The 13,980-nt window shown below is 72.1% G+C and carries 11 protein-coding genes; 6 read left to right on the top strand and 5 right to left on the bottom strand.

Annotation, left to right across the window (positions count from 1 at the left end; translation table 11 throughout):
• Positions 1-23 precede the first annotated feature (23 nt).
• Genes ACFVJQ_RS27130 through ACFVJQ_RS27120 form a run of 3 tightly spaced genes read left to right on the top strand, consistent with a single transcriptional unit; the run spans position 24 to position 2,595 of the window.
• Complete coding sequence (locus ACFVJQ_RS27130) at positions 24-1,463, top strand: S8/S53 family peptidase (RefSeq protein ID WP_385514576.1); 1,440 nt, start codon at positions 24-26, stop codon at positions 1,461-1,463.
• Positions 1,460-2,098, top strand: coding sequence for an RNA polymerase sigma factor (locus ACFVJQ_RS27125; protein WP_385514575.1), 639 nt, complete (start codon positions 1,460-1,462; stop codon positions 2,096-2,098). The genes ACFVJQ_RS27130 and ACFVJQ_RS27125 overlap by 4 nt, the downstream gene beginning before the upstream one ends.
• Positions 2,095-2,595 (top strand): hypothetical protein, encoded by a 501-nt coding sequence (locus ACFVJQ_RS27120; RefSeq protein WP_385514574.1) that lies wholly within the window; start codon positions 2,095-2,097, stop codon positions 2,593-2,595. Before ACFVJQ_RS27125 ends, ACFVJQ_RS27120 begins: the two co-directional genes overlap by 4 nt.
• A 25-nt stretch (positions 2,596-2,620) precedes the next feature.
• On the opposite strand, the gene ACFVJQ_RS27115 is transcribed toward ACFVJQ_RS27120, so the two are convergent.
• The 5 genes from ACFVJQ_RS27115 to ACFVJQ_RS27095 form a co-directional block, all read right to left on the bottom strand.
• Positions 2,621-3,421: an N-formylglutamate amidohydrolase gene (locus ACFVJQ_RS27115; protein ID WP_385514573.1), complete on the bottom strand. Its 801-nt coding sequence runs from the start codon at positions 3,419-3,421 to the stop codon at positions 2,621-2,623.
• A gap of 128 nt (positions 3,422-3,549) precedes the next feature.
• Positions 3,550-5,769, bottom strand: a complete 2,220-nt coding sequence (locus ACFVJQ_RS27110; RefSeq protein ID WP_385514572.1) for an NADP-dependent isocitrate dehydrogenase — start codon at positions 5,767-5,769, stop codon at positions 3,550-3,552.
• Positions 5,770-5,806: 37 nt separating this feature from the next.
• Positions 5,807-6,901: a mechanosensitive ion channel family protein gene (locus tag ACFVJQ_RS27105; protein ID WP_385514571.1), complete on the bottom strand. Its 1,095-nt coding sequence runs from the start codon at positions 6,899-6,901 to the stop codon at positions 5,807-5,809.
• Between the two features lie 196 nt (positions 6,902-7,097).
• Positions 7,098-8,615: an amino acid permease gene (locus ACFVJQ_RS27100; RefSeq protein WP_385514570.1), complete on the bottom strand. Its 1,518-nt coding sequence runs from the start codon at positions 8,613-8,615 to the stop codon at positions 7,098-7,100.
• A gap of 30 nt (positions 8,616-8,645) precedes the next feature.
• On the bottom strand, positions 8,646-9,635 hold the full coding sequence (locus ACFVJQ_RS27095; protein ID WP_385514601.1) for a hypothetical protein: 990 nt from the start codon (positions 9,633-9,635) through the stop codon (positions 8,646-8,648).
• Positions 9,636-9,898: 263 nt separating this feature from the next.
• Between ACFVJQ_RS27095 and ACFVJQ_RS27090 the strand changes: the two genes are divergently transcribed.
• The 3 genes from ACFVJQ_RS27090 to ACFVJQ_RS27080 are packed head-to-tail and all read left to right on the top strand — an operon-like array spanning position 9,899 to position 13,979.
• Positions 9,899-11,338: an FGGY family carbohydrate kinase gene (locus ACFVJQ_RS27090; protein WP_385787741.1), complete on the top strand. Its 1,440-nt coding sequence runs from the start codon at positions 9,899-9,901 to the stop codon at positions 11,336-11,338.
• Entirely contained in the window at positions 11,335-12,774 is a 1,440-nt protein-coding gene (locus tag ACFVJQ_RS27085) for an FAD-dependent oxidoreductase (protein WP_385787738.1), read from the top strand. The genes ACFVJQ_RS27090 and ACFVJQ_RS27085 overlap by 4 nt, the downstream gene beginning before the upstream one ends.
• On the top strand, positions 12,771-13,979 hold the full coding sequence (locus tag ACFVJQ_RS27080; protein ID WP_385787735.1) for an NAD(P)/FAD-dependent oxidoreductase: 1,209 nt from the start codon (positions 12,771-12,773) through the stop codon (positions 13,977-13,979). The genes ACFVJQ_RS27085 and ACFVJQ_RS27080 overlap by 4 nt, the downstream gene beginning before the upstream one ends.
• The last annotated feature ends 1 nt before the right edge of the window (position 13,980 follow it).

Here is a 13,980-nt window from a genome sequence, read left to right as displayed (position 1 = left end):
TGCCCCACCAGGAGGAACACGCCATGGCACCACAGCGATTCCGCGAGCAGTTCGACCAGATCCAGCGCTCGATGCCCGACGTCCCCCTGGCGATGGGCCCGGACGACTCCGCCGAGTTCCTCTACGAGAAGGGCGTAGTGATCGCGCGTGACGGCGAGGAGGCCCGGCTCGTCGAGGACACCGTGCGGGCCCACTTCACCGAGACCACCGGCCTGGTCGGCGAGAGCGTGCGCCGGGCGAGCTCCGAGACCAACCGCTCCGGGATCACCCGTATCCAGGTCGGGGACCCCGGACAGGGCGACCAGCGCGGCGACCGTGCCGTGGCGAGTGCCCTGCGCGCGCTGAGCGCCGCGGAGGGACGTGCCGGTCGCAGGCTGGTCAGCCGCAATCACGTGGTGCACATCGCGCCGGTCAACGCCTGCCCCGGCGACGAGCCCGTACCCGCGCCGCCCACCGAGCAGCCCAACCCCGCCGCGGCCGAGGCGATGCACGATCCGGACACCGCCGTCGGCGTCCTCGTGATCGACACCGGCCTGATGAAGGACTACCGGTCCTACCCGCTGCTGGCCCACACCCAGGGCGACGCCCAGATCAAGGAGACCGACGACAACGGCATCCTCCAGCAGTACGTCGGACACGGCACGTTCATCGCCGGACTCGTCGCCGCCGTCGCACCCAACACCGACCTCACCGTCCGCAACACCCTCAACGACGCGGGCGCCATCCTGGAGTCGGAGTTCGGCGACAAACTGTTCGAGGCCGTCGACAGGAGCGGCTGGCCCGACATCCTCAGCCTGTCCGCCGGCACCCCCAACGGCCGCACCGACGGCCTGCTCGGCGTGCAGGCCTTCATGGAGGAACTGCGCACCCAGCGCACCCTGCTGGTCGCCGCGGCCGGCAACAACGGCAGCGCCACCCCCTTCTGGCCCGCCGCCTACGCCGACCTGCCCGGCTACGAGAACAGCGTGCTGTCGGTGGGAGCGCTGCGCAGCGACGGCGAGTTCGGCGCCTGCTTCAGCAACCACGGCGCCTGGGTGAAGGTCTACGCGCCCGGCGAGCGTCTCACGAGCTCCCTCACCGGCTTCGACGCGCCCGTCCCGTACGTCTACCAGCACTCCACGTACGAGGCCTGCCGCTACGGCTTCAGCTACGCCTGCACCTGCCAGAACCCCCGGCACACCGGCGTGTTGAGCGAGGAGCAGGGAACCACCGCGAGCAAGCCGGACCAGGTGATGTTCGAGGGGTTCGCGCAATGGAGCGGCACCTCCTTCGCCACCCCGGTGGTCGCCGGGATGATCGCCTCCCACATGGTCGCGCACAAGGAGCGCGACCCGCGCGCCGCAGGGCAGCAACTGCTCGCGGCGAACACGGAGTTCGCGTCGGTGCGCAGCACCCGTGTACCGGCCCTGCGTCCGCCCACGTGGCGCCCGGTGCCGGTCGTGACCCTCGCTCCTGGGACATGAGGGCCGTAACCGTCCCCGCCACCGCGTACGATGACTTGCCGTACACGAGGGGTGGGGCCGTGGACCGTGCAGATGTCGGCGCGCTCGTCCAGTCCGCCGTCGACGGCGACGCGGCGGCCTGGAAAGCGCTGGTGGAAGGGCTGAGCCCACTTGTGTGGTCCGTCGTGCGCGCACACCGGCTCTCCGATGCCGACGCGCACGAGGTCTACCAGACCGTCTGGTTCCGTTTTGCCCAGCACCTCGGGCGGATCCGTGAACCGCACAAGGCGGGCGCGTGGCTGGCGAGCACCGCACGGCACGAGAGCCTGAAGGTCATCAGGAGTTTACGGCGGCTGACGCCGACCGATGATCCGCAACTCCTGGACCGGGTCAGCGAGGACCGTACGCCGGAACAGTCCGTGCTCGACTCCGAGGAGGCCGCCGCACAGAGCGAGCGCGTCCGACGGCTGTGGCAGGAGTTCGAGGAACTCGGCGAGCGCTGCAGGCAGTTGCTGCGGGTCCTGATGGCCTCGCCGCCGCCCAGCTACCAGGAGGTCTCCGCCGCCCTGGGCATCGCCGTCGGCAGCATCGGGCCGCTGCGCCAGCGCTGTCTGCGCCGCCTGCGGGCCCGACTCGACGCACGGGGAGCACTGTGAACGCCCACCACGACAACAGCGACGACGGCTACGACGAAGCCGTCCTGAACGACACGGAGTTCGACGACGGCCTGCTGGAGGGGGAACTCCGCGGTGCCGCCGCCATCCTGGATCCGGTGCCCGCCGAGCTGCGGCGCCTGGCCGTCGAGGCGTTCATGCTGCACGACCTGGACGCCCGGCTCGCCGAGCTCACCTTCGACTCACTGGTCGACGCCATCCCGGTCAGGGGAGTGACGGACGCGCCGCGGATGCTGACCTTCCGCGCCGGTGAGCTGACCGTCGACGTCGAGGTGACGGAGCAGGGCGTGATGGGGCAGGTGCTGCCTCCGCAGCCGGCCCGCATCGAGGTGCTCGGCAGCCCTCAGCCGGCCGCGCCCGCCACCCTCACGGCCGACGCCATGGGCCGTTTCGCCGGCGACGTACCGACCGCCGGTCCTTTCGCGCTGCGGCTGCGGACCGGCGGGCAGGTGGTCGTCACGGAGTGGCTGCGGGCCTGAGACCGCCACCCGCGCCGGCCGGGGATCAGCGGGGCACCGCGCCGACCAGTTCCGCCAGTGCCGTCGCGAGCCGGTGCAGTCCGGGACCGGCCGGTCCGCCCGGCTCGGTCATGTAGGTGTCCCGGCGGATCTCCACCATCAGCGCACTCACCCGGGGCTCGGACCCGTAGTACTCCAGGGGTACGTACGTGCCGCCGAAGGGGCTGTCGAGCCCCGTCTCCCCGCACCGCGCGAACGCCTTCCGGGCGACCGTGAGCAGCTCGGGAGGCGTGTGGAAGGAGTCGGTGCCCAGGCAGACCGGCGGTCGCGGACCCTCGCCGTGCAGCTCGTACGGCAGCCGGGCGGTGGGATAGGAGTGCACGTCGATGATCACGGCCCGGCCGGTGGCGGCGAGCCGGTCGGCCACAGCCTCTGTCATGGCCCGGGCGTACGGGCGGAAGTAGCGCTCGATCAGCGGTTCGGGGTCGAAGCCCTCGGGCCGCAGCGCGCCTTGGTGCGTGGTCCGCGTGTACACGGCGCCCATGCCCACGGCGAGCATCTCCTCCCGCTCGTCCGGAAACCGCTCCGGGTCGACGACCAGCCGCGAGAGCCGGTTGACGAACCGCCAGGGCGTGGCAACGCACAACCCGGCCGCCTCGGCGGCGATCCGCGCGGTGTGCGCATCGGTGATGTGATCCAGCTCCCGCTCCAACGCTTCGTCATCCAGCACGATGCCCGCACGGACATCGCCCGGTATGTCCCGGGCGGAGTGCGGCACATGCAGGATCACGGGGGAGTCGTCGGCACCGGGCAGCAGCTGGAAGGAGGACGGTGCGGCAGGGGACATCGGGCGGCTCCTCAGGGTGTTGTGAGCGTCAATCCGCGGGCAGTCGTGCCTCCCCCACACACCTCCGCCCCGGCCGGACGGTGCACCGGTCGGGGCGGAGACGTGAGCGGGCCTCGAGGGGCAGGGCGTCAGCTCAGGGACGCGAGCGCCTCGTTCCAGGTGGCCGAGGGGCGCATGACCGCGGCGGCCTTGGCCGGGTCGGGCTGGTAGTAGCCGCCGATGTCGGCCGGCTTGCCCTGGACCGCGATCAGCTCGTCGACGATCTTCTGCTCGTTGGCGGCGAGCGTCTCGGCGAGCGGCGCGAAGGCCTTCGCCAGGTCCGCGTCGTCGGTCTGCGCGGCCAGCTCCTGCGCCCAGTACAGGGACAGGTAGAAGTGGCTGCCGCGGTTGTCGATGCCGCCGACGCGACGGGTCGGGGACTTGTCCTCGTTGAGGAAGGTCGCCGTGGCGCGGTCGAGGGTGTCGGCGAGGACCTGGGCACGAGCGTTGCCGGTGGTCTTGGCGTACTGCTCGAAGGACGGCACCAGGGCGAAGAACTCACCCAGGGAGTCCCAGCGCAGGTAGTTCTCCTTGACCAGCTGCTGCACATGCTTCGGCGCGGAGCCGCCGGCGCCCGTCTCGAACAGGCCGCCGCCCGCCATCAGCGGGACGACCGACAGCATCTTGGCGCTGGTGCCCAGCTCCAGGATCGGGAAGAGGTCGGTGAGGTAGTCGCGGAGGACGTTGCCGGTCACCGAGATCGTGTTCTCGCCGCGGCGGATGCGCTCCACCGACAGCTTGGTGGCCTCGACCGGGTTCAGGATCCGGATGTCCAGGCCCTCGGTGTCGTGCTCCGGCAGGTACTGCTCGACCTTGGCGATCAGGTTGGCGTCGTGGGCGCGGGTGGCGTCCAGCCAGAACACCGCCGGGTCGCCGGTGGCGCGGGCGCGGGTGACGGCCAGCTTCACCCAGTCCTTGATCGGGGCGTCCTTGGTCTGGCAGGCGCGGAAGATGTCACCGGCGGACACGGTCTGCTCGATGACGACGTTCCCGGCCTGGTCGACCAGGCGGACGGTGCCCGTGGTCGGGATCTCGAAGGTCTTGTCGTGGCTGCCGTACTCCTCGGCCTTCTGCGCCATGAGACCCACGTTCGGGACCGAGCCCATGGTGGACGGGTCGTAGGCGCCGTTGGCGCGGCAGTCGTCGATCACGGCCTGGTAGACGCCGGAGTACGAGGAGTCCGGCAGGACCGCGAGGGTGTCGTGCTCCTGGCCGTCCGGGCCCCACATGTGGCCGGAGGTGCGGATCATGGCCGGCATGGAGGCGTCGACGATGACGTCCGACGGGACGTGCAGGTTGGTGATGCCCTTGTCGGAGTCGACCATCGCCAGCTCCGGGCCCTCGGCGAGCTCGGCGTCGAAGGAGGCCTTGATCTCGGCGCCCTCGGGCAGGGACTCCAGGCCCTTGTAGATGCCGCCCAGACCGTCGTTCGGGGTCAGGCCGGCGGCGGCGAGCTTGTCGCCGTACTTGGCGAACGTCTTCGGGAAGAAGGCGCGTACCACATGGCCGAAGATGATCGGGTCGGAGACCTTCATCATCGTGGCCTTCAGGTGCACGGAGAACAGCACGCCCTCCGCCTTGGCCTTGGCGACCTGCTCCGTGAGGAACTCGCGCAGCGCGGCGACCCGCATCACGGAGGCGTCGACGACCTCGCCCTCGAGAACGGGGACGGACTCGCGCAGGACGGTGGTGGAGCCGTCGTCGCCCTTCAGCTCGATACGGAGCGAGCCGGCCTCGGAGATCACCGCGGACTTCTCGGTGGAACGGAAGTCGTCGACGCCCATCGTCGCGACGTTCGTCTTGGACTGAGGGGTCCAGGCGCCCATGCGGTGCGGGTGCGTCTTGGCGTAGTTCTTGACCGACGCGGGGGCGCGGCGGTCGGAGTTGCCCTCACGCAGGACCGGGTTCACCGCGGAGCCCTTGACCTTGTCGTAGCGGGCCTGGATCTCCCGCTCCTCGTCGGTCTTCGGGTCGTCCGGATAGGCCGGCAGCGCGTAGCCCTGGGCCTGCAGCTCGGCGATCGCGGCCTTCAGCTGCGGGATCGACGCCGAGATGTTCGGCAGCTTGATGATGTTGGCCTCGGGCGTCTTGGCGAGTTCGCCCAGCTCGTGGAGGGCGTCCGGGATCCGCTGGTCCTCGGTGAGGTACTCCGGGAACACCGCGATGATGCGGCCGGCCAGCGAGATGTCACGGGTCTCCACAGAGACACCCGCCTGCGAGGCGTACGCCTGGACCACCGGCAGGAAGGAATACGTCGCCAGGGCCGGGGCCTCGTCAGTGTGCGTATAGATGATGGTCGAGTCAGTCACCGGGTGCTCCGCTCCACGTCTGCAACATTGCTCGACATCAAGATATCTCGTGGTCGTGGGTGCTGGGTCGTGGGGCCGGGATCACCGCGTCGGGCAGAGCGCTGCCGCCCTGCTGGATCGCCACCGTCCGCGTCGGGGCGGGGATGCGGATGCCCTCCTCGCGGTAGCGCCGGTGCAGGCGCTTGATGAACTCGTGCTTGATCCGGAACTGGTCGCTGAACTCGCCGACACCCAGGATGATCGTGAAGCCGATGCGCGAGTCGCCGAAGGTGTGGAACCGCACCGCCGGCTCATGGTCCGGGACGGCGCCGGTGATCTCGGTCATCACCTCGGAGATCACTTCGAGGGTCACGCGCTCGACGTGCTCCAGATCACTGTCGTAGGCGACGCCCGCCTGGACCAGGATGGTGAGGTCCTGCTCGGGGCGGTTGTAGTTGGTCATGTTCGTCCCCGCCAGCTGCCCGTTGGGGATGATGACCAGGTTGTTGGAGAGGTTGCGGATGGTGGTCTGCCGCCAGTTGATGTCGGTGACATAGCCCTCCTCGCCGCTGCTCAGCCGGATGTAGTCGCCGGGCTGGACGGTCTTCGAGGCGAGGATGTGGATGCCCGCGAAGAGGTTGGCGAGCGTGTCCTGGAGGGCGAGTGCCACCGCCAGACCGCCCACACCCAGGGCGGTGAGCAGCGGGGCTATGGAGATGCCCAGCGTCTGCAGCACCACCAGGCAGCCGATGGCCAGGACCACGACCCGGGTGATGTTGACGAAGATCGTCGCCGACCCGGCGACTCCGGAGCGGGACTGGGTGACCGTCCGGATCAGGCCGGCGACCATCCGGGCCGCCGCGATCGTCACGACGAGGATGAGCAGGACCGTCAGGCCCTGGTTGACGTTGCGCTGCACCGTCCTGGTGAGCGGCAGCGCCGCCCCCGCGGCCGCCGCGCCGCCCACGACCGCGGCCCAGGGCACCACGGTGCGCAGGGCAGCGACGATGACCTCGTCGCCGGTCCAGCGGGTGCGGTCCGCGTGCTTGCCCAGCCAGCGCAGCAACATGCGCAGCAGGAACGCCGCCAGCAGGCCCGCGGCCACCGCGATGCCGGCGATGACCAGGTCGTTCATGGTGAGTTCGCGGTTCACCGGTCACCTCCGGGGAGAAGAACCGCGGGGAAGGTCCTCGCCGACGGCCGGATGTGAAGTCTCGTCACCTTGTCACCTGCTCGTTTCCGTGATGTGCGGTCGCGCCGGACAGCCATCTCGAAGTCGGGCGCGACCGCTCATCCTGCCGTATCGGGCACCGGGGTTCGTACCTGGTCCGGCAGCCGGATCGCCCCGCTCAGACGATTCCCTCGGCCAGTTCGGCCTGTTCACGGTCGTCGCCGTACGCCGCGGTGGTGGGCGTTCCGTACGAACGGCGGGCCACGAACCACCACACCGTGGCGAGGACCAGTACGACGGCGAGGGCGACCGAGGCGTAGTTCATCGTGTCGACCGTCACCGGCGACGACTGCGGCAGGCAGAACAGCACCGTCACACAGGCCACCCACACCACCGCGATCCAGCCGATCGGCCGGCTCCACCGGCCCAGGTGCCACGGCCCGCGCTGGAAGCGGTCGCCGGCCCGGAGCCGCAGGAACACGGGGATGACGTATGCCGGTGTGATGCCGATGACGTTGATGGCGGTGACCGCGCCGTACGCCGTCGTCGAGTACAGGGACGGCAGGGCGAGCACGCAGGCGACCGCCACCGACAGCCACACGGCGGCGACCGGGGTCTGGGTGCGGCTGCTGACCTTGCGCCACAGCTCCGAGCCGGGCAGGGCCCGGTCGCGGCTGAACGCGAACACCATCCGGCTGGCCGCCGCGACCTCGGCGTTGCCGCAGAACAGCTGGGCGACGATCACCACGAGCAGCAGCGCGCTCGCGCCGTCGGTGCCGAGGCCGTCGAGCAGGATCTGCGCGGGCGGCACCCCGGTCTCGCTGGCCCGCGTGGCGTCGTAGTCCTGGATGGCGAAGGTCAGGCCCGCGAGCAGCACGAAGCCCGCGATCCAGGAGACCCAGATGGCGCGGACGATGCCGCGGGCCGCCGACACCGACGCGTTGGCGGTCTCCTCGGACAGGTGGGCGGAGGCGTCGTAGCCGGAGAAGGTGTACTGGGCGAGCAGCAGGCCGATCGCGGCGACGTAGACGGGGTTCTCCCAGCCGGTCTCGTTGACGAACTCGGTGAAGACGAAGGACGGCGACTGGTGGTGGTCGGGGACGATGGCCAGGACGCCGACGATGAGGGCGACACCGGCGAGGTGCCACCACACGCTGATCGAGTTGAGCACGCTCACCAGGCGCACGCCGAACAGGTTCAGTGTGGCGTGCAGCAGCAGGATCACGACGAAGATCAGCATCGTCTTCTCCGGCGTCGGCTCGAAGCCCCACTGGAGGTTCATGAACGCGCCGGTGAACAGCGCGGCCCCGTAGTCGATGCCGGCGATCGCGCCGAGCAGGCCGAGCAGGTTCAGCCAGCCCGTGTACCAGCCCCAGCGGCGCCCGCCGAGCCGGTCGGCCATGTAGTACAGGGCGCCGGACGTGGGATACGCGCTGGTGACCTCCGCCAGCGCGAGTCCCACGCAGAGCACGAACAGGCCGACACCCGCCCAGCCCCACAGCATCACTGCGGGACCGCCTGCGCCCATGCCGAAGCCGTACAGGGTCATGCAGCCGGACAGGATGGAGATCACCGAGAAGCTGATCGCGAAGTTGCCGAATCCGCCCATGCGGCGGGCGAGTACGGGTTTGTAGCCCAGTTCGCGCAGGCGCTGTTCCTCGTCCTGCTGCTGGACACCGTCGGGGGTGAGGGGCATGCGGAACCTCCAGGAGGGGGGAAGGGGGCGTCAGGGGCGTTGGGCGGCGGAGCGGCTGCGGGCGCGGGCCTGCAGGAAGACGTCCACGGCCTGGGCGTGATCGGCCGGATCGGAGGTGCGGCAGGCCCAGGGCAGGGGCGCGTAGTACGGGCCGATGGCGTCGAACACCCGGGCCGCCTCCGGGAACTGGAGGGCGCCCCACAGGGCGTGGGCGAGGTGGTTGAGGTCCAGCGGGGAGCGCTCGGCAGCGGTGGTGAGCTCGAACCAGCCCTGGAAGGCCCGGCGTGCCTCGCGGGTGGCGTCCTCGGCGACCCAGTGCAGATCGAGGGCGGCGTCCCGCCCGCCGGCCCGCCGGTAGCGCTCGACCCGCACGTACAGCGGCAGCACATGCAGCGCGGAGCCCGGCGGTGCCCCCTCGGCGGCCCAGTGGGCGAAGCCGACCGCCTCCGCCAGCCGCCCCGACGCCGAGCGCGCGTACAGGAACTGCACCATGCGATGGTGGGCCTCGCGGTTGTACGGATCGCGTTTGTGGGCCTGAGCCAGCAGCCCCCACGGGCCCGGCGGCAGCATCGGCTCCGGCGGCGCCACCCGGTGCTCGTCCCAGCGCTGCTCGCGGTCCAGCCGGGCCAGCGCCAGCAGGCACACCCACGGGACCGGGTCGTGCGGGGCCGCGCGGGACGCCGTGTCGCTCGCCAGCCAGGCCTCGTGCCACAGCTCCTGCGTACGGCGATGGTCGTCCCGGGCCGCCCGTAGCGCCCGCTCCACCCCGACTCGGGCCTGCATCACCACGGCCGGGACGCTGTCCGGTTCCTCGGCGAGCCAGGCCCGCACCACGTCGGTGCCGGCGGCCGCGGCGGCCAGGATCTGTGTGCGCTGGGTCCACTGTCCCCAGGTCGCGGTCTCCGCGAGCAGCGTGCGCATCGACATCCAGCGTCCGGTGCGCACCTCCTGAAGCGCGGTGCGCAGCGCACTGTCGGGTCCGGCGGGATCGTAGGCGGGTCGTGCTCCGTCTCTGGCCATCATCTCCCCGCCCCGGTCAACGGGCGGGTCCGGACGGCAGGGTGGAGTAACAACAGGGCTCCCCCGAGCGGCGGTTGAGGAGATCGCGTGGTCGGCGGAAACTATAGAGGCGGAGGTTCCGCATTCACCTCCGCTTTCCCCGATCCTTGGGAACTGGCTCGTGTCAAAGCCCGATTGACGGTGAGTCAGCGCCGCTTGACGGGGTGTGGCGGACGACGGCAGGCTGTCGAGCCGTGATCGCCCAGCAGCCGACAGGGGGTTCGATGACAGGTCCGGTGCTCGCCGTCGACCAGGGCACGTCCGGCACCAAGGCGCTGGTGGTCTGCCCCGAACGCGGCGTCATCGGTACCGGATTCGCCGCCGTACGGCCCCGCTTTCTGCCCGGCGGCCTGGTCGAGGTCGATCCGGACCAGCTGTACGACTCGGTGGTCGACGCCGGCCGCCGCGCGCTCGCCGAGGCGCGCGAGCCGGTCGTGGCGCTGGGCCTCGCCAACCAGGGCGAGACCGTGCTCGCCTGGGATCCCGGCACCGGCCGCCCGCTGACCGACGCGCTCGTCTGGCAGGACCGCCGCGCCGAGCCCGTGTGCGCCGAACTAGCCCCTAACGAGGACGAGTTGCGGCAGCTGACGGGCCTGCCCGTCGACCCGTACTTCGCCGCACCCAAGATGGCGTGGATACGACGCAACCTCACCCGCGAGGGAGTCGTCACCACCAGCGACGCCTGGCTCGTCCACCGGCTCACCGGCGCCTACGTCACGGACGCCGCCACCGCCGGCCGCACCCAGCTGCTCGACCTCGACCGTGTCCAGTGGTCGCCTCGCGCACTCGACCTCTACGGGCTGTCCGGCGAACGGCTCCCCGACGTCGTCGACACCGCCGGCTCCGTCGGCACCACCACCGCCTTCGGCCCGGAGATCCCGCTCACCGGCCTGATCGTCGACCAGCAGGCCGCCCTGCTCGCCCAGCACATCACCGAACCCGGCGGCGCCAAGTGCACCTACGGGACCGGCGCGTTCCTGCTCGCGCACACCGGTGACACACCCCGGCGCGGCAGCTCCGGCCTGGTCAGCTGCGTCGCCTGGCGGCTCGCCGGACGCACCGCCTACTGCCTGGACGGCCAGGTGTACACGGCCGCGTCCGCCGTGCGCTGGCTCACCGACCTCGGCGTCATCAAGGGTGCCGCCGACCTCGACCCCGTGGGCGCCTCGGTGCCCGACAGCGGGGGCGTCACCTTCGTCCCCGCACTGGCCGGGCTCGCCGCCCCCTGGTGGCGCGGCGACCTGCGCGGATCGCTCACCGGCCTCGGCCTCGACACCACGCCCGGGCATCTGGTGCGCGCCCTGTGCGAGGGCCTCGCGGCCCAGGTCGTCGACCTTGCCGACGCGGCCGAGACGGACCTGGGCGGTCCGCCGGCGGCGCTGCGCGTGGACGGCGGTCTGACCCGTTCCACGCTCCTCATGCAGACCCAGGCCGACCTGCTGCAACTCCCCGTCGAGGTGTCCGCGCTGCCGGACGCGACCGCCCTCGGCGTGGGCGTGCTGGCCCGGCTCGGCGCGGAGCCCGGCCTGACCGTCGCCGAGGCGCTGCCCGACTGGGAACCGGCCGCCGTGTACGAGCCCCGCATCACCGCCGACGAGGCCGCCGAGCGCCTCGCGGCATTCCGCCGCGCCGTCGCCGCGCTCCTCGACAGGACGCCCGCATGACGGGCGCCGAGACGGCGCAGCGCGACGCCCGGACGACGGTCACCGAGCGGGGACCGCTGCCTGCCGTGACGTACGACGTGGCGATCATCGGCGCCGGTGTCGTCGGCAGCGCCATCGCCCGCGCCCTCGCCCGGCACCCACGCCTGCGCGTCGCCCTCGTCGAGGCCCAGGACGACGTCGGTCAGGGCACGTCCAAGGCCAACACCGCCATCCTGCACACCGGGTTCGACGCGGTCCCCGGCTCGCTGGAGGCACGGCTGGTCCGCGAGGGCGCCCGGCAACTCGCCGCGTACGCCGCCGAGTCCGGCATCCCCGTCGAACCGGTCGGCGCCCTGCTCGTCGCCTGGGACGAGGAACAGCTCGCCGCGCTGCCCCGGCTCGCCGAGAAGGCCGAGCGCAACGAGTACCACGCCGCCCGCCTGCTCGGACCCGCCGAGCTGTACGCCCGCGAACCCCACCTCGGCCCCGGCGCCCGCGGTGCCCTGCACGTGCCCGGCGAGAGCATCATCTGCCCCTGGACGACGACCCTGGCGTACGCCACCCAGGCGGTCCGCCACGGGGTCGACCTGCACCTCAACTGCCGGGTGGAGCAGGCGAGCCGGCAGGACGGCAGCCATGTGCTGAAGACGTCCCGAGGTGCCCTGCGCGCCCGCCGGCTCGTCAACGCGGCCGGACTGCACGCCGACACACTCGACGCCCAGCTCGGCCACGACGACTTCACCGTCACCCCGCGCCGCGGCCAGCTCCTCGTCTTCGACAAGTTCGCCCGCGCCCTGGTCCACCACATCCTCCTCCCCGTCCCCACGGCCCTCGGCAAGGGCGTCCTGGTCGCCCCCACCGTCTACGGCAACGTCCTGCTCGGCCCCACCGCCGAGGACCTGGACGACAAGCGGGCCACCGGCTCCACCGCCGACGCACTGGCCGCCCTGCGCGACAAGGGCCGCCGCATCCTGCCCGCACTGCTCGACGAGGACGTCACCGCCGTCTACGCCGGTCTGCGCGCCGCCATCGAGCACGACGACTACCGCATCCGCGCCCACCCCGAGCAGGCGTACGTCACCGTCGGCGGCATCCGCTCGACCGGCCTGACCGCCTCGCTCGCCATCGCGGCGCACGTCACCGGACTGCTCACCGAGACGGGCCTCGACCCGGGTCCCGAACGGGAGCTGGAGCCGGTGCGCATGCCGAACCTCGGCGAGGCCTTCCCCCGCCCGTACCAGCGCCCCGACCTCATCGCCGCCGATCCGCAGTACGGCACCCTCGTCTGCCACTGCGAACGCGTCACCCGCGGCGAGATCCGCGACGCCCTCGCCGCTACGATCCCGCCGCGCACCCTCGACGGACTGCGCCGCCGCACCCGCGCCCGGGCGGGCCGCTGCCAGGGCTTCTACTGCGGGGCCGCGGTGCGGGCGCTGTTCGAGGAGGCCGGCGCATGAGGCAGGTCGACGTCCTCGTCGTCGGCGCCGGACCCGCCGGACTCGCTGCCGCCGCCCGCCTGGCCGCCGCGGGCGCGGGGCGGGTCGAGGTGCTGGACCGGGAGCAGCAGGCTGGGGGAGTGCCACGGCACTGCGCGCACGGCGGCTTCGGGACCTGGTCGCGCCCGCTGACCGGGCCGGCGTACGCGCGTCTGCTGGCCGACGCCGCGGTCCGAGCCGGGGCAGTGGTACGCACCGGGGTGACCGCCCTCGACTGGGCGGGCCAGCTGGCCCTGACGACGGTCAGTGCGGCCGGCCCCGAGACGATCACCGCGAGGGCGATCGTGCTGGCCACCGGCGCCCGCGAACGCCCCCGCACGGCACGCCTGGTGCCGGGCACGCGTCCCGCCGGTGTCTACACGACGGGCGAACTCCAGCAAGCCGTCCACCTCCACCGGCAGCCGGTCGGCACCCGGGCCGTGGTGGTCGGCGCGCAGGACGTCTCGTATGCCGCCGCCGACACCGTACGAGCCGCCGGGGCCGACGTCGTCGCCATGGTCACGGAGCTGCCCCGGGCCCAGACGGCGTCCACCCGCGCGCTGGACGCCCGGCTGCGCCGCGGCATCCCGCTGCTCACCGACACCACGGTCACCGAACTGCTCGGCCACGGACGGCTGTCGGGCGTCCGGGTACGCCACCGCGACGGCCGTACGGCCACCCTGCCCTGCGACACGGTCGTCTTCACCGGTGACTTCGTGCCCGATCACGAACTGGCCCGGCGCGGCGGACTGCCCCTGGATCCCGGCACGCGCGGGCCGGCCGTCGACGGCGCGCTGCGTACCGCCCGCCCGGGCGTGTTCGCCGTCGGGAGCGTGCTGCACGCCGTGGAGAGCGCGGCCACGGCGGCCCGCGAGGGCGCACACTCGGCCGACGCCGTCCTCGCCGCTCTGGCGGGCGCCGAGTGGCCCGACGGCGTCCCCCTGACCGTGGATCCGCCCCTGCGCTGGATCGCCCCGAACCGCGTCACCCCGGCCGACCGCCACCCCTACGTACTGCGCACGGCCACCCTGCTCACCCGCCCGGTCCTGCACATCACCCAGGACGGGCGCCTGCTGCACCGCCGACCGCTGCGCTCGGCCGTCCCGCACCGCACGCTCACGCTCACCGCACGCTGGACGCCCCGCGTCGATCCCAAGGGCGGCCCGGTCCGGGTGAGCGTCGCCTGAG

This window comes from Streptomyces sp. NPDC127197 (assembly GCF_042672405.1).
Lineage (GTDB): Bacteria > Actinomycetota > Actinomycetes > Streptomycetales > Streptomycetaceae > Streptomyces > Streptomyces flavusporus.
The sequence above is the reverse complement of the archived record's forward strand: the minus strand, read 5'-3'. Positions and strand labels throughout refer to the sequence as shown.

What these genes read in the sequence shown, in the direction of transcription:
- ACFVJQ_RS27130 (WP_385514576.1), top strand. Translation starts at nt 24, where the DNA reads ATGGCACCACAGCGATTCCGCGAGCAGTTCGACCAGATCCAGCGCTCG.
- ACFVJQ_RS27125 (WP_385514575.1), top strand. Translation starts at nt 1,460, where the DNA reads ATGAGGGCCGTAACCGTCCCCGCCACCGCGTACGATGACTTGCCGTAC.
- ACFVJQ_RS27115 (WP_385514573.1), bottom strand. Translation starts at nt 3,421, where the DNA reads ATGTCCCCTGCCGCACCGTCCTCCTTCCAGCTGCTGCCCGGTGCCGAC.
- ACFVJQ_RS27100 (WP_385514570.1), bottom strand. Translation starts at nt 8,615, where the DNA reads ATGCCCCTCACCCCCGACGGTGTCCAGCAGCAGGACGAGGAACAGCGC.
- ACFVJQ_RS27095 (WP_385514601.1), bottom strand. Translation starts at nt 9,635, where the DNA reads ATGGCCAGAGACGGAGCACGACCCGCCTACGATCCCGCCGGACCCGAC.
- ACFVJQ_RS27090 (WP_385787741.1), top strand. Translation starts at nt 9,899, where the DNA reads ATGACAGGTCCGGTGCTCGCCGTCGACCAGGGCACGTCCGGCACCAAG.
- ACFVJQ_RS27085 (WP_385787738.1), top strand. Translation starts at nt 11,335, where the DNA reads ATGACGGGCGCCGAGACGGCGCAGCGCGACGCCCGGACGACGGTCACC.
- ACFVJQ_RS27080 (WP_385787735.1), top strand. Translation starts at nt 12,771, where the DNA reads ATGAGGCAGGTCGACGTCCTCGTCGTCGGCGCCGGACCCGCCGGACTC.